Origin of the sequence: Pseudomonas sp. L-22-4S-12 (genome assembly GCF_009799935.1) — a bacterium.
In the GTDB taxonomy this organism is placed as follows: Bacteria; Pseudomonadota; Gammaproteobacteria; order Pseudomonadales; family Pseudomonadaceae; genus Aquipseudomonas.
Genome location: NZ_WELL01000009.1, coordinates 122,227 through 139,464 on the forward strand (window position 1 = coordinate 122,227; position 17,238 = coordinate 139,464).

The window sequence follows — 17,238 nt, forward strand, 5'->3', positions numbered from 1 at the left end:
GTGTGGTTTGGGCAGATTCCCTGCCCTTGATCAACAGGAATCAACATGAGCGAAAGCTTTGCAGAACTTTTTGAAGAAAGCCTAAAGACTCTTAATCTTCAGGCTGGCGCGATCATCACCGCGATCATCGTCGACATCGACTATCAAGCTGGCTGGGTAACCGTCCACGCTGGTCTGAAGTCCGAAGGCCTGATCCCGCTTGAACAGTTCTACAACGATGCTGGCGAACTGGCCATCAACGTTGGTGATGAAGTTCACGTGGCGCTGGACGCGGTTGAAGATGGCTTTGGTGAAACCAAGCTGTCCCGCGAAAAAGCCAAGCGTGCTGAGTGCTGGATCGTTCTGGAAGCAGCTTTCGCCGCTGAAGAAGTGGTCAAGGGCGTTATCAACGGTAAGGTTAAGGGCGGCTTCACTGTCGACGTTAACGGCATCCGTGCGTTCCTGCCGGGCTCCCTGGTCGATGTTCGTCCGGTGCGTGATACCACTCACCTGGAAGGCAAAGAGCTCGAGTTCAAGGTCATCAAGCTGGACCAGAAGCGCAACAACGTTGTCGTTTCCCGTCGCAGCGTCCTGGAAGCGGAAAACAGTGCCGAGCGCGAAGCTCTGCTGGAATCCCTGCAGGAAGGCCAGCAGGTCAAAGGTATCGTCAAGAACCTCACCGACTACGGTGCGTTCGTTGACCTGGGCGGTGTCGATGGTCTGCTGCACATCACCGACATGGCCTGGAAGCGTATCAAGCACCCGTCCGAGATCGTCAACGTTGGCGACGAGATCGACGTCAAGATCCTCAAGTACGACCGCGAGCGCAACCGCGTCTCCCTGGGCCTGAAGCAACTGGGCGAAGACCCATGGGTTGCCATCAAGGCGCGTTACCCGGAAGGTACCCGTGTTACCGCCAAGGTCACCAACCTGACCGACTACGGCTGCTTCGCTGAGCTGGAAGAAGGCGTTGAAGGCCTGGTGCACGTGTCCGAGATGGATTGGACCAACAAGAACATCCACCCGTCCAAAGTCGTTAACGTCGGCGACGAAGTGGAAGTTCAGGTTCTCGACATCGACGAAGAGCGTCGTCGTATCTCCCTGGGCATCAAGCAGTGCAAGTCGAACCCATGGGAAGACTTCTCTGGCCAGTTCAACAAGGGCGACAAGATCTCCGGCACCATCAAGTCGATCACCGATTTCGGTATCTTCATTGGTCTGGACGGCGGCATCGACGGCCTGGTTCACCTGTCCGACATCTCCTGGAACGAAGTGGGCGAAGAAGCCGTACGTCGTTTCAAGAAGGGCGACGAGCTGGAAACTGTCATCCTCTCCGTTGATCCGGAGCGCGAGCGCATCTCCCTGGGCATCAAGCAGCTGGAAGACGATCCGTTCTCCAACTACGCCTCGCTCAACGAGAAGGGCACCATCGTTCGTGGCACCGTGAAAGAAGTTGACGCCAAAGGCGCCATCATCGATCTGGGCAACGATATCGAAGCGACCCTGAAAGCCTCCGAAATCAGCCGTGACCGCGTTGAAGACGCGCGCAATGTACTGAAGGAAGGCGATGAAGTCGAAGCCAAGATCATCAGCATCGACCGCAAGAGCCGCGTAATCAGCCTGTCCATCAAGTCCAAAGACGTCGAAGACGAAAAGGACGCGATGAAAGAGCTGCGTACCAAGCAAGAAGTTGAAAGCACCGGTCCGACCACCATTGGTGATCTGATCCGCGCGCAGATGAACCAGAACTAAGTTCAGGTTGATCAGAAAAAGGGCGACTTCGGTCGCCCTTTTTTGTGCCTGTCGGTTTTTCTGGGAAGCGGCTTGGTGTCCGGCCATGGGTGGCTTGTGACACTGCTGCGCGGCAAGCCCATGGGGGCAATCGGTGCAAGGCGAACTATTTGCCCGACTCCTGCGATTTTGCGCTAACACCTTGTTTTATAGGCTGTTCAAAAGCTGACCAGCATGCTAAAACCTTCCTATCTAGTGATCTAGCCGCTTGAAAAAGAAGGGAAAACCATGACCAAGTCGGAGTTGATCGAGCGCATTGTCACCCATCAGGGGTTGCTGTCCTCAAAGGATGTTGAGCTGGCGATCAAGACCATGTTGGAACAAATGTCGCAGGCTCTGGCCACTGGGGATCGCATTGAGATCCGCGGTTTTGGCAGCTTTTCCCTGCACTATCGGGCGCCACGTGTCGGTCGCAACCCGAAGACCGGGGAGTCGGTGCGTCTGGACGGAAAATTCGTCCCGCACTTCAAGCCGGGGAAGGAGCTGCGTGACCGGGTCAACGAAGATGAATGAATTCGTCTCGCGGGGGCTGGCATGCTGAGCCACTTGAAGCGTTGGCTGCTGCTGGGCGGGCTGTTGCTGGTGGCGCTGGCCGTGCTGGTATTCGTGCTGGAAAATCGCCAGCAAAGCCATCTGGTGTTCCTCGGCTGGTTGACCCCTGAGTTTCCCGTCGCGGTGCTGATGTCCGCCGCTTTCATCCTCGGTGTGCTGTTTTCCCTGCTGCTCAATCTCTGGCTGCTGGGCCGTCTGCGCCTGCGCATAGCTCGCCAGCAGCGCGATCTGCAGCTGTTGCGGCGACAGCAGGCCGAGACCAAGGAATAGTCGAGCGAATTCTTCGCGACAATGTAGTTGCGTGCCTAGGTCTTTCTTAGCCAGACCTACGGTGGCGTGTGCTTCCCTTGAATTGGCGGTTTTGGGGTGATCCGCCGTCTATTCCGATTTTTCTTACTGGGTGCAGGTAGGGGCTGTAGGCGAATGCGTGTTCTGGTCACCGGTGCAGGAGGTTTTGTCGGGCGCGCTCTGGTCGAGCATCTGTGCTTGAATCCTGCGTTGCAGATCGTGGCAGGCCTTCGCTGCGCCGGGAAATGTTCCGCAGGTCCTGCTGTCGAGATGCTCGAACTGGGGGATCTGGCGCAGGGTGGCCTTGATGCTGCAGTTTTGCGGGGCACTGCAGTGATCGTGCATTGTGCAGCCCGGGTGCATGTGCTGGCGGAGCGCAATAGCGATCCGCTGCAGGCGTTCCGCCAGGTCAATGTGCAGGGAACGCTGGGCCTGGCGCAGGCGGCGGTGCAGGCGGGAGTGAAGCGCTTTGTTTTCATCAGTACGGTCAAGGTCAATGGTGAGGAAACCGTGGCGGGTTCCAGCTTTCGTGCCGATGACCGACCGGCTCCCGTCGATCCCTACGCCATCTCCAAGTTCGAGGCCGAGCAGGGGTTGCTGCAACTGGCTTCGGAGACGGGGCTGGAAGTCGTCATCGTGCGACCGCCGCTGGTCTATGGGCCGGGTGTCGGCGCCAATTTTCTCAGCATGATGACCTGGCTGAGTAAGGGCTGGCCTTTGCCGTTGGGTGCCATTGATAACAGTCGCAGCTTGGTGGCTTTGCCGAATCTGGTTGATCTGATCGAGTGTTGTCTGGCCCATCCTGCTGCGGCCAACCAGGTTTTCCTGGTCAGTGATGGCGAGGATCTTTCCAGCTCCGAGCTGTTGCGTCGTGTCGCTTCGGCCTTGCGTCGGCCCGCGCGCCTGTTGCCTGTTCCGGCTTGGCTGTTGCGTTCGCTGGCGACGATGCTGGGGCGTCAGGATATGGGGCAGCGTCTGTGTGGTTCGCTACGGGTCGACATGGCAAAGACTTATCAGCGTCTTGGCTGGTGCCCTCCGGTTTCCAGTGCCATAGCGTTGCAGCAGGCGGTTGACTATTTTCTCGAGCGCCAGTCGGCATGATGGCGCTGTGGCCATTACCTGCGGTATTTCTTGGGGCGCTGCTGATAACGTGGGGGCTGCGTCGCTATGCGCTGTTGCGCAATGTGCTGGATATTCCCAATTCACGCAGCTCCCATACGCAACCGACACCGCGTGGCGGTGGTTTGGCCATAGTGCTGGCCTTCTCCTTGGCGCTGCCCTGGGCTAGCTGGATGGGCGCATTGTCCATGGTGCACCTGTGGGCATTGGTGGGGGCGGGGTGGCTGGTTGCCTTGGCGGGCTTTGTCGATGATCACCTCTCCCTGGGGGCGCTTTGGCGCCTGCTGGCACATTTCGTCGCGGCCATCTGGGCGCTGGTGTTCCTGGGGGGGGCGCCTGATCTGCTGGTGTTGGGGGTTGCCGTCGATCTCGGTTGGATCGGTTTTGCCCTGGCCGTGCTCTATCTGGTCTGGCTACTCAATCTCTACAACTTCATGGATGGCATAGACGGCCTTGCCGGCATCGAGGCGCTCACGGTTGGGCTGGGCGCCGCGCTGCTGTATGCCTGGCTGGGTTTGTGGGACGCGCTGCTGCTGCCGGTAGCACTGGCTCTGGCCGCCGGTGGTTTCCTGGTCTGGAACTTCCCTCCAGCGCGGATATTCATGGGCGATGCCGGCAGTGGTTACCTGGGACTGATCATCGGCATGCTGTCCCTGCAGGCAGCCCTGATCGATCCGGGCCTGCTGTGGGTATGGCTGATCCTGCTAGGGGTATTCATCGTCGATGCGACGTTGACGCTGGGGCGGCGTCTTGCTCGGGGTGAGAGGATCTATGAGGCGCATCGCAGCCATGCCTATCAACATGCTGCCCGTCACTATGGGCGACACCTGCCCGTGACTTTGGCTGTCGCAGCGATCAATATATTCTGGCTATTGCCTATTGCCTGCTGGGTTGCGCAAGGGGGCGAAGGGCTGGCAGGGGTTTTCCTGGCTTACCTGCCGCTGATCTGGCTGGCGCTGTACTTCAGGGCGGGCGTGGACGGTTGAAACGCTGTGGCGGTTGATCGCGTTAGAGAATAATAACGAGAATAAACATGGATCCTCTGACTTTGCGCACCTGGTTATTGCGCTGGCCGCGTCGCTACAAGCGTCTCGTCCAGGTTGCCGCGGATGTGGCTATTACCTGGCTGGCGCTGTGGCTGGCCTTCTGGGTTCGCTTGGGCTCGGATCGGTTGGTCAATCCGTTCGGTGATCATTTGTGGTTGTTTGTGGCGGCCCCCCTGTTGGCTATTCCCGTATACATTCGCCTGGGAATGTATAGAGCCGTTCTGCGCTATCTGGGCAATGATGCTCTGCTCACCATCTTTCGTTCGGTTACCGTCGCTGCCTTGTTCCTGGCGCTGCTGGTGTACTGGCATCACGATGTCCGGGCGGTAGTGCCGCGTTCGCTGGTGTTCAACTACTGGTGGCTCAGTCTGGTGATGGCGGGCGGGTTGCGTCTGTTCATGCGCCAATACTTCATGGGTGACTGGTTCAACGTGCGTCACGCCATGAGCCTGATGGGGCGTGATGATGGGTTGCCAAAGGTGGCCATCTACGGGGCGGGGACCGCTGGCAACCAGCTGGCAGCGGCCCTGCGTTCTGGGCGCGCCATGCGCCCGGTGGCTTTCATCGACGATGATCCAAGCATTTCCTTCCGGGTCATCTCGGGGTTGAAGGTCTACAAACCCAAATATATCGAGCAGATGATTAGCGAGAGCGGTGCCCAGGAGATCCTGCTCGCGATTCCGTCGGCAACGCGGACTCGGCGCCGAGAAATCCTGCACTACCTGGAAGCCTTTCCCCTGCATATCCGCTCGGTACCGGACATCCTGGACTTGGCCAGCGGTCGGGTTAAGGTCGAAGATATCCAGGAGGTCGATATTGCGGATTTGCTCGGCCGTGATGCAGTGCCGCCACAGATGGCGCTGTTCGAGCTGTGCATTCGTGGGCGGGTGGTATTGGTGACCGGTGCTGGCGGTTCGATAGGGGCAGAGTTGTGCCGGCAGATCCTTGGCTGCTCACCGAAGACCCTGATCCTTTTCGATCACGGCGAGTTCAACCTGTACAGCATTCATGCCGAGCTGGAGGCTAGGGGGCGCCGCGAATCCCTGCCCGTCAGGCTCGTGCCGATCCTGGGGACTGTGCGGGCTGCCGAGCGCCTGCAGGACGTGATGCTGTCCTGGGGGGTCAATACGGTCTACCACGCAGCGGCCTATAAGCATGTGCCTATGGTCGAACACAATATTGCCGAGGGCGTGCTCAACAACGTGCTGGGGACCTTGCATGCGGCGCAGGCAGCGCTGAAGGCCGGTGTCGAGCACTTCGTGCTGATTTCCACCGACAAGGCCGTGCGCCCGACCAACGTAATGGGTAGCACCAAGCGCCTGGCAGAAATGCTCTTGCAGGCCTTGAGTAGGGAGTCCGCACCGATTTTGTTTGCTGATCGGGCGAACTTGCATCGGGTCAACAAGACCCGCTTCAGCATGGTGCGCTTTGGCAATGTGCTGGGATCTTCCGGTTCGGTCATTCCGCTGTTCCGTGAGCAGATCAAGCGTGGTGGGCCGGTTACAGTGACGCATCCAGCCATGACCCGCTATTTCATGACCATTCCGGAGGCCGCCCAGTTGGTGATCCAGGCTGGAGCAATGGCGCAGGGGGGCGAGGTGTTTGTCCTGGATATGGGGCAGCCGGTGAAGATTCTCGATCTGGCCGAGAAGATGATTCATTTGTCCGGACTCAGCGTGGATGCCGAGGATAACTCGCAGGGCGACATCCGTATCGAGTTCACCGGGTTGAGGCCCGGCGAGAAGCTGTATGAAGAGCTGCTGATCGGCGATAACGTCAATCCGACCTGTCACCCGATGATTATGCGTGCCGCCGAAGAAAGCTTGCCCTGGGATGCCATGAAGGCAGTGCTCGAGGCGTTGCTTCAAGCGCTGGAGCGAGACGATTACGACCGGGTTCGCCAGCTACTGCGTGAGACTGTTAGCGGTTACTGCCCAGAAGGTGAGATTGTCGATTGGATTCATGTGCAGCGCCGCACAGAACACTGAGCTTGCCGGTTTGACAGGGCCGTTGCAGCAACTAGCTTGAAAGTGTGGCAGGGGTACGCCACGCCCATCAATAGCAAAAGGAACTTTGCAATGCTCAAGAAAAATCTGTCTGCCCTGGTCTTTTCCTGCCTTGCCACTCTGTCTGCTGCTGTCTTCGCGGCGGAGCCGGTCACAAGCCAACCTTCGTCCGTCGATGCAAGTCAGTCTGCGGTTGCTGCCGGGGTGGCGCGTGTCAATCTGAATACCGCCGATGTGCCTGCCCTGGAAAGTGGCTTGGTGGGTATTGGCAAGGTCAAGGCTCAGGCTATTGTCGATCACCGCACTGCCAATGGCCCGTTCACCTCGGTTGACGAGTTGCTGGAAGTCAAAGGCATTGGTGCGGCCACTCTGGAGAAGAATCGCGACAGGTTGAGTGTGAACTGACGCGGCGGGTCGCTGGGTGGTAAAAGCCGGTCGTTGACCGGCTTTTTTGTGGCCGCGCTTCGGTTGTCTGCCAGGGGCTGAAGCTGCTTTGCGGGGTGATGGGCAATTATCGCGGGCAATGAAAAAAGCCCCAGGTTTTCACCTGGGGCTTTTGAATTTGGCTCCGCGACCTGGACTCGAACCAGGGACCCAATGATTAACAGTCATTTGCTCTACCGACTGAGCTATCGCGGAACTGCGGTGCGTATCCTACTGATTAAAAAGGGGAAGTCAACACCCTGTGGGGACTTCCCGAGTTTTTTCAGAGAACCTGGACGATGGCCTTGGTCACGGCGTCCAGGTTGCTGCGGTTGAGTGCGGCGACGCAGATGCGGCCGGTGCCGACCGCGTAGATGGCGAACTCGTTCTTCAGGCGTTCGACCTGCTCGGCAGTCAGGCCGGAGTAGGAGAACATGCCGCGCTGGCGGGCGACGAAGCTGAAGTCGCGCTTGGCGCCGAGGGTGGCCAGTTGCTCGACCATGGCCAGTCGCATGTCGCGGATGCGCTGGCGCATCTCGCCCAGTTCCTCTTCCCACAGTGCGCGCAACTCGGGGCTGTTGAGCACGCTGGCGACCACGGTGGCGCCGTGGGTCGGCGGGTTGGAGTAGTTGGTGCGGATCACGCGCTTGGCTTGCGACAGTACGCGGCCGGCTTCTTCCTTGGAGGCGGTGACGATGGACAGCGCACCGACACGCTCGCCGTACAGCGAGAAGGACTTGGAGAAGGAGCTGGAGACGAAGAACGGCAGGCCGGACTCGGCGAACAGGCGCACGGCGAAGGCGTCCTGCTCGATGCCGTCACCGAAGCCCTGGTAGGCGATGTCGAGGAAGGGCACGTGCTCGCGCTCGCGCAGCACTTCCAGCACGGCTTTCCAGTCGTCCAGCGACAGGTCGACGCCGGTCGGGTTGTGGCAGCAGGCGTGCAGCACGACGACCGAGCGGGCCGGCAGGTTCTGCAGGTCTTCCAGCAGGCCGGCGCGGTTCACGCCATGGGTCGCGGCGTCGTAGTAGCGGTAGTTCTGCACCGGGAAGCCGGCGGACTCGAACAGTGCGCGGTGGTTTTCCCAGCTCGGGTCGCTGATGGCGACCACGGCATTCGGCAGCAGGCGCTTGAGGAAGTCGGCGCCGGTCTTCAGTGCGCCGGTACCGCCGACGGCCTGGGTGGTGACCACGCGGCCTTCGGCCAGCAGAGCGGAGTCGACACCGAACAGCAGTTTCTGCACGGCGCTGTCATAGGCGGCGATGCCTTCGATCGGCAGGTAGCCGCGCGGTGCATGGGCCTCGATGCGGGCCTTCTCGGCCTCGGCGACGGCGCGCAGGAGCGGAATCCGTCCTTCCTCGGTGAAGTAGACGCCCACGCCAAGGTTGACCTTGGTGGCGCGGGGATCGGCGTTGAAGGCTTCATTCAGGCCCAGAATCGGGTCGCGCGGTGCCATTTCGACGGCAGAGAACAGACTCATGATGCGGCAGCTCGGAGAGGAAGGTAGGGGAGCGGCAAAACCCTGCGACGACTGAGGCTAGGGGTTGCCTGGACGGGCCGGTATTATAGCGGCCAAGGTTGCATGGGGCGATATCGCTCGCATGCTTTGTTGCGTTAGCTATGACGCCCGCAATCGCGCCGCGTCACAGTTGTCTGCCGAGGTTCGTCGATGTCGGAATTTCAGCTCGTCACCCGCTTCAAGCCGGCCGGCGACCAGCCGGAGGCTATCCGTCAGCTGGTCGAGGGGCTGCAGGCCGGTCTGTCGCACCAGACCCTGCTCGGCGTGACCGGCTCGGGCAAGACCTTCAGCATCGCCAACGTGATCGCCCAGATCCAGCGGCCGACCCTGGTGCTGGCGCCGAACAAGACCCTGGCCGCGCAGTTGTATGGGGAGTTCAAGAGCTTCTTCCCGAACAACGCGGTGGAGTATTTCGTCTCCTATTACGACTACTACCAGCCCGAGGCCTATGTCCCTTCCTCCGATACCTTTATCGAGAAGGATGCCTCGATCAACGACCATATCGAGCAGATGCGTCTGTCGGCGACCAAGGCCCTGCTCGAACGCCCGGATGCGATCATCGTCACCACCGTGTCGTGCATCTACGGCCTGGGTAGCCCCGAGAGCTACCTGAAGATGGTGTTGCACGTCGACCGTGGCGACAAGCTGGATCAGCGCGCGCTGCTGCGCCGCTTGGCCGACCTGCAGTACACCCGCAACGACATGGACTTCGCTCGTGCCACCTTCCGTGTGCGCGGCGATGTGATCGACATCTTCCCGGCCGAATCCGACCTGGAGGCGATCCGCATCGAGCTGTTCGACGACGAGGTGGAAAGCATCTCGGCCTTCGACCCGCTGACCGGTGAGGTGATCCGCAAGCTGCCGCGCTTCACCTTCTACCCCAAGAGCCACTACGTCACCCCGCGCGAGGTGCTGCTGGAGGCGGTGGAGAAGATCAAGGTTGAGCTTAAGGAGCGCCTGGACTACCTGCGCGCCAACAACAAGCTGGTCGAGGCGCAGCGCCTGGAGCAGCGCACCCGCTTCGACCTGGAGATGATCCTCGAGCTGGGCTACTGCAACGGCATCGAAAACTACTCGCGCTACCTGTCCGGGCGCGGCCCGGGCGAGCCGCCGCCGACCCTGTACGACTACCTGCCGGACCAGGCGCTGCTGGTGATCGACGAGTCCCACGTGTCGGTGCCGCAGGTCGGCGCCATGTACAAGGGCGACCGTTCGCGCAAGGAAACCCTGGTCGAGTACGGCTTCCGCCTGCCCTCGGCACTGGACAACCGGCCCATGCGTTTCGAGGAGTGGGAGGCGGCTAGTCCGCAGACCATTTTCGTCTCCGCCACGCCCGGACCCTACGAGGCCGAGCATGCCGGGCGGGTGGTCGAACAGGTGGTGCGCCCGACTGGCCTGGTCGACCCGCAGATCGAGGTGCGCCCGGCGCGCACCCAGGTCGACGACCTGCTCTCGGAAATCACCAAGCGCGTGGCGGTCGAGGAGCGCGTGCTGGTCACCACCCTGACCAAGCGCATGGCCGAAGACCTCACCGACTACCTGGCCGACCACGGGGTCAAGGTGCGCTACCTGCACTCGGACATCGACACGGTGGAGCGGGTGGAGATCATCCGCGACCTGCGTACCGGCGCCTTCGACGTGCTGGTGGGGATCAACCTGCTGCGCGAAGGCCTGGACATGCCCGAGGTGTCGCTGGTGGCGATTCTCGATGCGGACAAGGAAGGCTTCCTGCGCTCCGAGCGCTCGCTGATCCAGACCATCGGCCGCGCCGCGCGCAACCTCAATGGCCGGGCGATCCTGTATGCCGACCGCATGACTGGCTCCATGGAGCGTGCCATCGGCGAGACCGAACGGCGGCGCAACAAGCAGATCGCCTTCAACGAAGCCAACGGCATCGTGCCACGGGGCGTGAAGAAGGACATCCAGGATATCCTCGAAGGCGCTGTGGTGCCCGGCTCGCGCAGCAACAAGCGCAAGGGCATGGCCAAGGCGGCCGAGGAAAGCGCGCGCTATGAGGCCGAACTGCGTTCGCCGAGCGAGATCGGCAAGCGCATCCGCCAGCTGGAAGAAAAGATGTACCAGCTGGCCCGCGACCTGGAGTTTGAGGCCGCGGCGCAGCTGCGCGACGAAATCCACAAGCTGCGCGAGCGCTTGTTGCAGGTGTAGCCCGGGCGCAATCCGGGTTTCAGGATAAGCGGGGCGGAGAGATCAGCGCCGCCCCAGAATGATCAGCGACACCCCGGTCAGGGTCGCCAGGCAGGCCAGGCCGGCGCTGAGGCTGAGCTGTTCGCCGAGGATCAGGTAGCCGAGCAGCAGGGCGACCACCGGGTTGACGAAGGCGAAGGTCGACACCAGGCTCGGCCGCACCTCGCGCAGCAGCCAGAAATACGCCGGGTACACGCCCAGGCTGACCGGCAGCACCAGATAGGCCAGCCACAGCCAGCCATCCCGTGACAGGCCGCCGAGGTGCAGCGCCTGCCAGTCGCCCTCGACCAGAGCCAGGCCGGCGAGCATCGCTGCGCCGATCAGCATCTGCAGGCTCAGCCCCAGCCAGCTGGAGCGAAACGGCGGACGCTGACGCATCCACCAGGCGCCGATGGCCCAGAGCAGGGTGGCGAGCAGCGTCAGGCCGCCGGAAAACCATTGCAGCGCGCCGCTCTCGGCGCCCAGGCCATTGCCCATCAGCAGCACGATGCCGCCGCTGGCCAGGGCCAGCCCCAGCAGCACCCAGAACGGCGGGCGCTCGCCAAGCAGCCACTCCAGGGCCACGCTCCACAGCGGCAGGCTGGTGTAGAGCATCGCCAGCAGGCCGGTGGGCAGGTGCTGGTTGGCGTAGATCAGCGCACCCTGGCCGAAGGCGATCAGCAGCAGGCCGCCAATCAGGGCGCTGCCCCAGTTGCCCGCCTGCATCTGCGTGTCGCCACGCCCCAGGGCCCAGAGCAGGGCCAGCACGCCGGCGCAGAGAAAGCGCAGGGTGCCGATGACGAAGGGCGGCAGCTCGCGCAGGAGGAAGTGGTTGGCCAGGTAGGTGGTGCCCCAGCCGACATAGATGACCAGGAAGGCCGCGATCAGCAGCAGGGGGGGCGGGTGGGCGTGGCGGAAGCGGGCATTGCGAAACCTTGAACGACGACGCGCCACAGGTGGTGGCGCGTGCGGGCTGGAACCTCGCCACGATCGGCTGCGTGCGAGCCGGATCGTAGGCGGGGCGTCAGTGGGCTGCGCCGCCGGTGGTGCCCGGTGGCAGTACGCGGGTCAGGAGCACGGCGATCATGCTGATGCCGAGCGCCAGGCCGACGAAATGGAAGGCGTCATTGTAGGCCATGATGCTGGCCTGCTGGTGGGCGATTTCGCTCAGTTTGCCCAGCGCCGCCTGCTCGCTGCCGAGCGTCTCGGTGAGCAGGGCGAGGCGCTCGCTGACCTGCGGGTTGCTCGGTACCAGGGCCTCGCGCAGGTAGTCGAAGTAGGCCTTGCTGCGGCTGTCGAGCAGGGTGGCGAGCAGGGCGATGCCGATGGCGCCGCCGAGGTTGCGCAGGATGTTGAACAGGCTGGAGGCCGAGCCGGCGTCCTGGGTCTGGATATAGGCGGTGGCGATCAGCGAGACGGTGACCATGATCATCGGCTGGCCGAGGGCGCGGATGATCTGGATATGGTTGAACTGTTCGCCGGCGAAGTCCGGGTTGAGCACCCCGGAGGCGAAGCTGGAGAAGCCGAACAGGCCGAAACCCAGGGCGCACAGCAGCTTGGGCGGAACCACCTTCATCAGCAGCGGCACCAGCGGGATGATCAGCAGCTGCGGCAGGCCCATCCACATGATCACTTCGCCGATCTGCAGGGCGCTGTAGTTCTGGATCTGCGCCAGGTACAGCGGCAGCAGGTAGATCGAGCCGTACAGGCCCAGGCCCATGCCCAGGCTGGCGATGCTGGTCAGGCCGAAGTTGCGCTCGCGCAGGATGCGCAGGTTGATCAGCGGGTTGTCGCGGGAGAACTGCAGGATGACGAACAGGCACAGGCTGATCAGCGCGATCGAGCCGAGGCCGACGATCAGGCTGGACTCCAGCCAGTCCTTGCGGTGGCCCTCCTCGAGAAACACCTGCAGGCAGCCCAGGCCCAGGCCCAGGGTGAGGATGCCGCCGTAGTCGGTGCTTTTCAGCAGCTGCCAGTCCGGGGCTTTGCGTTCCAGGCCGTACATCAGCCCGGCGATCATCAGCAGGCCCGGCGGCACGTTGATGTAGAAGATGTATTCCCAGCCCCAGTTCTCCGTCAGCCAGCCGCCCAGGGTGGGGCCGATGGAGGGGGCGAAGGTGGCGGTGATGGCGAACAGCGCCATGCCCTTGGCGCGGTGGTGTTCCGGCAGCTTGATCAGGGTCAGGGTGAAGGCCAGCGGAATCAGCGCGCCGCCGGTGAAGCCCTGCAGGGTGCGAAACACGATCATGCTCTCCAGGTTCCAGGCCATCGAGCAGAGCAGGGACGAGGCGAGAAAACCCAGCGACACCCACACCGCCAGGCGCCGCGCCGAGAGCAGCTGCACCAGCCAGGCGGTGAGCGGGATCATGATGATTTCCGCGACCAGGTAGGAGGTGGAAATCCACGAGCCTTCCTCCAGGGTGGCAGACAGCGCGCCCTGGATGTCCTTCAGCGAGGAGTTGGTGATCTGGATATCCAGCACCGCCATGAAGGCGCCGAGCATGGCGCTCATCACCGCGATCCAGTCGCGCCGGCTGGGTTCGCCGACGGGGCGGATCAGTTCATCAGCCGCCATGACGTTGGTCGCCGCGGATGTCGACCTTGACCTCGACCGACATGCCCGGACGGATCTTGCCCTTGAGCGGGTTGTCCGCGGCGAAGGTCAGCTTCACCGGGATGCGCTGCACCACCTTGGTGAAGTTGCCGGTGGCGTTGTCCGGCGGCAGCAGGCTGAACTGCGCGCCGGAGGCGGCGAACAGGCTGTCGATGCGGGCCTCGATCGGTGTGTCGGGGTAGGCGTCGAAGGTCAGCTCGGCGGTCTGCCCGGGCTGCATGCGGCCGATCTGGGTTTCTTTGAAGTTGGCCTGCACCCAGATGTCGTCGTTCGGCACGATCGACAGCAGGTAGGCACCGGCCTGCACCACCTGGCCGCTGCGCGCCGAGCGCTGGCCGACGATGCCGCTGAGCGGGGCGTGGATCTGCGTGCGGGCCAGGTTCAGCTCGGCCTGGGCAATGTCGGCGCGGGCGTTGGCGATCTGCGCGTCGAGGCGCTTGATCTCGGCGCTCAGGGCGTCGACCTGCTGGCGCTGGGCGCTCAGATCCGCCTCGGCCTTGGCGACCTGGGAGCGCGCCACGCGGCTGTCGGCGGCCAGGGTGGTGACCCGCTCCTCGGACACATAACCGGGCTTGCGCAGGGTCTGGGCGCGGGACAGGTCGATCTGCGTGCGGCTCAGGGTGGCCTGGCTGGCGCCGACATCGGCGCGGCTGGCGGCGATCAGGCTGGCCTGCTGGGTCAGGCGGCTTTGCGCCTGGGCCAGTTCGGCCTCGCGGGTGGCCAGGGTGGCGCGGGCGCGGTCGAGGGCCAGCTGGAAGTCGGCGCTTTCCAGGGTGGCCAGCAGCTGGCCCTGTTCCACGTGCTGGTTGTCCTGCACCAGTACCTGCTCGATGCGCGCGCCGAGCTGGCTGGAGATGCGGGTGATCTCGCCCTGCACATAGGCGTTGTCGGTGCTCTCGTGGAAGCGCCCGATCAGCAGCCAGTGGCCGAGCAGGGCCAGGGCGATCAGGGCGACGAGGGCGAGGAACACGGACAGGCGGCGTTGCAGTTTTGCGGGCATGGCAGGGGCTCAAACGGCTGGCGTAAGTGTAAGCAAATCTAACAGTGTTGCTCCCAGTGTTATAGTCGCTAGAATCGGCATGCTTTGTTGCTTATAGGGAACAATAATGGGCCTCGATGATGCCTTGATCTTCACCCGCGTGGTGGAGTGCCACAGTTTCACCCAGGCGGCGCAGAGCCTGGGCATGCAGAAGTCCACGGTCAGCCGGCGCATCGCCCTGCTCGAGGAGCGCCTCGGCGTGCGCCTGCTCAACCGCACAACGCGCAAGCTGCGCCTGACCGAAGTGGGTCAGGCCTACTACGAGCGTTGCCGGCAGATCATGCTCGACTTCGCCGAGGCCGAGCAGGCGGTGATGCAGTTGCAGCAGGAGCCTTCCGGGTTGTTGCGCATCACCGCGCCGATCGAGTTCGGCCAATTGTTCCTCGGCGGTGTGCTCGGGCGGTTCATGCGCCAGTACCCGCAGATCTGTGCCGAGGTGGAGCTGACCTCGCGCGATGTCGACCCGGTGGAGGAGGGGGTGGATATCGCCATCCAGGTCGGCCAGCCGCACGACTCCACCCTGATCGCGCGCAAGCTGTTCGAGAGCGGCCGGCGTCTGTGCGCCAGTCCGGATTACCTGGCCCTGCACGGTATTCCGCAGAGCATCGCGGGGTTGAGCGGGCACCGCGCCATCCTGTTGCCGCAGGACTCGCCACGCTATTGGCCGCTGCTCGGCGAGCAGGTGGCCTGCCAGCGCGTGCTGTCGTGCAACAACATCACCCTGGCCCGCGAGGCGGCCCTGGCGGGGGCCGGGATTGCCGGGCTGCCGCTGATGATCACCGAGGAGGCGGTGCAGAGCGGTCGCCTGATTGCCCTGCTGCCCGATGCCCAGCTGCCGGTTGGCGAGTTGTATGCGATCTATCCTTCCCGGCGGTTCCAGGCGATGAAGGTTAAGGCCTTCCTCGACTTCCTCATGGCCAGCCTGCCGGCTCACCATGCCGGTCTGCTGGAGCCCGCGGCGGCCGGCCTGTTAACATCGCGCCCCTGAGCTGTTTCCATCCGTTTCGCTTCATTGTTCCGAGAATCGTCATGACCAAAGTCCGCACTCGCATTGCGCCGTCGCCCACCGGTGATCCGCACGTCGGTACCGCCTACATCGCCCTGTTCAACCTGTGCTTCGCCCGCCAGCACGGCGGCGAGTTCATCCTGCGCATCGAGGACACCGATCAGCTGCGTTCGACTCGCGAGTCCGAGCAGCAGATCTTCGACGCCCTGCGCTGGCTGGGCATCGAGTGGAACGAAGGCCCGGACGTCGGCGGCCCGCACGGCCCGTACCGGCAGAGCGAGCGTGGCGCGATCTACAAGAAATACTCGGACGAGCTGGTCGAGAAGGGCCATGCCTTCCCCTGCTTCTGCTCCGCCGAACGCCTGGATCAGGTCCGCGCCGAGCAGATGGCGAAGAAGGAAACCCCGCGCTACGACGGTCACTGCATGCACCTCGCCGCGGACGTGGCGCAGCAGCGCATCGCTGCCGGCGAATCGCATGTGGTGCGCATGAAGGTGCCGAGCGAAGGCGTCTGCGTGGTGCCGGACATGCTGCGTGGCGACGTGGAGATTCCGTGGGACCGCATGGACATGCAGGTGCTGATGAAGGCCGACGGCCTGCCCACCTACTTCCTGGCCAACGTGGTCGACGACCACCTGATGGAGATCAGTCACGTCCTGCGCGGCGAGGAGTGGCTGCCGTCGGCGCCCAAGCTGATCAAGCTGTACGAGTACTTCGGCTGGGAGCAGCCCAAGCTGTGCTACATGCCGCTGCTGCGCAATCCGGACAAGAGCAAGCTGTCCAAGCGCAAGAACCCCACCTGCATCACCTTCTACGAGCGCATGGGCTTCATGCCCGAGGCGCTGCTCAACTACCTGGGGCGCATGGGCTGGTCGATGCCGGACGAGCGCGAGAAGTTCTCACTCAATGAGATGATCGAACACTTCGACCTGTCGCGGGTATCGCTCGGCGGGCCGATCTTCGACGTGGAGAAGCTGTCCTGGCTCAACGGCCAGTGGCTGCGCGAGCTGCCGGTGGAGGATTTCGCCAAGCGTGTGCAGGCCTGGGCGTTCAATTCCCAGTACCTGATGCAGATCGCCCCCCATGTGCAGCAGCGGGTCGAAACCTTCAGCGACATCGCGCCGCTGGCCAGCTTCTTCTTCAGCGGCGGCGTGCAGCTCGACGCTGGGCTGTTGGCGCACAAGAAACTCGCACCGGATCAGGTGCGCCAGGCCCTGCAGCTGCTGCTGTGGGAGCTGGAAGCGCTGCGCCAGTGGGACAAGGAGAAGATCACCGAGAGCATCCAGTTCGTCTGCGCGGGCCTCGGCCTCAAGCTGCGCGACCTGATGCCGCTGATCTTCCCGGCCATCACCGGCAAGGCCAGTTCGGTGTCGGTGCTGGACGCCATGGAAATCCTCGGCGCCGACCTGTCGCGCTTCCGTCTGCGCCAGGCCATCGAGCTGCTGGGCGGCGTCAGCAACGGCGAGAGCAAGGAGTGGAAGAAGCTGCTGGAATCTTTCCGCTGAGCGGTGGGTGAGGGTAAGTGGTTGTTCTTTCGGCAAAAAAGATTAGGGTCTAATGAAAAATAGTGTTGACAGCCTATGCCCTCGCCCCTAATATGCGCCCCGTCCAACGCGACGGGGCTATAGCTCAGCTGGGAGAGCGCTTGCATGGCATGCAAGAGGTCGACGGT

14 protein-coding genes and 1 tRNA gene are annotated in these 17,238 nt (G+C 62.9%); 10 read left to right on the plus strand and 5 right to left on the minus strand.

What is annotated here, in order from left to right:
• Window positions 1-45 precede the first annotated feature (45 nt).
• The 7 genes from rpsA (at window position 46) to F3I16_RS18755 (ending at window position 7,186) form a co-directional block, all read left to right on the plus strand.
• Window positions 46-1,731 (plus strand): 30S ribosomal protein S1, encoded by a 1,686-nt coding sequence (gene rpsA, locus F3I16_RS18725; protein WP_160081459.1) that lies wholly within the window; start codon window positions 46-48, stop codon window positions 1,729-1,731.
• 267 nt (window positions 1,732-1,998) lie between these two features.
• Window positions 1,999-2,283, plus strand: a complete 285-nt coding sequence (ihfB, locus tag F3I16_RS18730) for an integration host factor subunit beta (RefSeq protein WP_137971639.1) — start codon at window positions 1,999-2,001, stop codon at window positions 2,281-2,283.
• 21 nt (window positions 2,284-2,304) lie between these two features.
• Window positions 2,305-2,592, plus strand: a complete 288-nt coding sequence (locus F3I16_RS18735) for a lipopolysaccharide assembly protein LapA domain-containing protein (RefSeq protein WP_256670231.1) — start codon at window positions 2,305-2,307, stop codon at window positions 2,590-2,592.
• A gap of 153 nt (window positions 2,593-2,745) precedes the next feature.
• Entirely contained in the window at window positions 2,746-3,711 is a 966-nt protein-coding gene (locus F3I16_RS18740; protein WP_160495052.1) for an SDR family oxidoreductase, read from the plus strand.
• Window positions 3,708-4,715: a glycosyltransferase family 4 protein gene (locus tag F3I16_RS18745; protein ID WP_160495053.1), complete on the plus strand. Its 1,008-nt coding sequence runs from the start codon at window positions 3,708-3,710 to the stop codon at window positions 4,713-4,715. Before F3I16_RS18740 ends, F3I16_RS18745 begins: the two co-directional genes overlap by 4 nt.
• Window positions 4,716-4,762: 47 nt before the next feature.
• The gene (locus F3I16_RS18750; RefSeq protein WP_160495054.1) at window positions 4,763-6,763 is read left to right on the plus strand and encodes a nucleoside-diphosphate sugar epimerase/dehydratase; all 2,001 of its coding nucleotides are present in this window, start codon (window positions 4,763-4,765) and stop codon (window positions 6,761-6,763) included.
• A gap of 90 nt (window positions 6,764-6,853) precedes the next feature.
• Window positions 6,854-7,186: a ComEA family DNA-binding protein gene (locus F3I16_RS18755; protein WP_160495055.1), complete on the plus strand. Its 333-nt coding sequence runs from the start codon at window positions 6,854-6,856 to the stop codon at window positions 7,184-7,186.
• Window positions 7,187-7,344: 158 nt separating this feature from the next.
• Here F3I16_RS18755 and F3I16_RS18760 read toward each other — a convergent pair.
• Together F3I16_RS18760 and F3I16_RS18765 are read right to left on the minus strand one after the other, a co-directional pair.
• Window positions 7,345-7,420 (minus strand) — tRNA-Asn (locus tag F3I16_RS18760).
• Window positions 7,421-7,487: 67 nt separating this feature from the next.
• Window positions 7,488-8,684: an amino acid aminotransferase gene (locus tag F3I16_RS18765; protein WP_160495056.1), complete on the minus strand. Its 1,197-nt coding sequence runs from the start codon at window positions 8,682-8,684 to the stop codon at window positions 7,488-7,490.
• A gap of 189 nt (window positions 8,685-8,873) precedes the next feature.
• Between F3I16_RS18765 and uvrB the strand changes: the two genes are divergently transcribed.
• Window positions 8,874-10,889, plus strand: a complete 2,016-nt coding sequence (uvrB, locus tag F3I16_RS18770; protein WP_160495057.1) for an excinuclease ABC subunit UvrB — start codon at window positions 8,874-8,876, stop codon at window positions 10,887-10,889.
• Between the two features lie 42 nt (window positions 10,890-10,931).
• Here uvrB and F3I16_RS18775 read toward each other — a convergent pair whose 3' ends face one another.
• The 3 genes from F3I16_RS18775 to F3I16_RS18785 form a co-directional block, all read right to left on the minus strand.
• Window positions 10,932-11,861, minus strand: coding sequence for an EamA family transporter (locus F3I16_RS18775; RefSeq protein WP_372239657.1), 930 nt, complete (start codon window positions 11,859-11,861; stop codon window positions 10,932-10,934).
• Between the two features lie 70 nt (window positions 11,862-11,931).
• On the minus strand, window positions 11,932-13,422 hold the full coding sequence (locus F3I16_RS18780) for an MDR family MFS transporter (protein ID WP_160495067.1): 1,491 nt from the start codon (window positions 13,420-13,422) through the stop codon (window positions 11,932-11,934).
• A gap of 49 nt (window positions 13,423-13,471) precedes the next feature.
• On the minus strand, window positions 13,472-14,521 hold the full coding sequence (locus F3I16_RS18785; protein WP_160495058.1) for an HlyD family secretion protein: 1,050 nt from the start codon (window positions 14,519-14,521) through the stop codon (window positions 13,472-13,474).
• Window positions 14,522-14,627: 106 nt separating this feature from the next.
• Between F3I16_RS18785 and F3I16_RS18790 the strand changes: the two genes are divergently transcribed.
• Both F3I16_RS18790 and gltX read left to right on the plus strand, forming a co-directional pair.
• Window positions 14,628-15,548, plus strand: coding sequence for a LysR family transcriptional regulator (locus tag F3I16_RS18790; RefSeq protein WP_160495059.1), 921 nt, complete (start codon window positions 14,628-14,630; stop codon window positions 15,546-15,548).
• A 41-nt stretch (window positions 15,549-15,589) separates the two neighbouring features.
• A complete protein-coding gene (gene gltX, locus F3I16_RS18795; protein WP_160495060.1) occupies window positions 15,590-17,071 on the plus strand; it encodes a glutamate--tRNA ligase in 1,482 nt (493 codons plus the stop codon).
• Window positions 17,072-17,238: the final 167 nt, after the last annotated feature.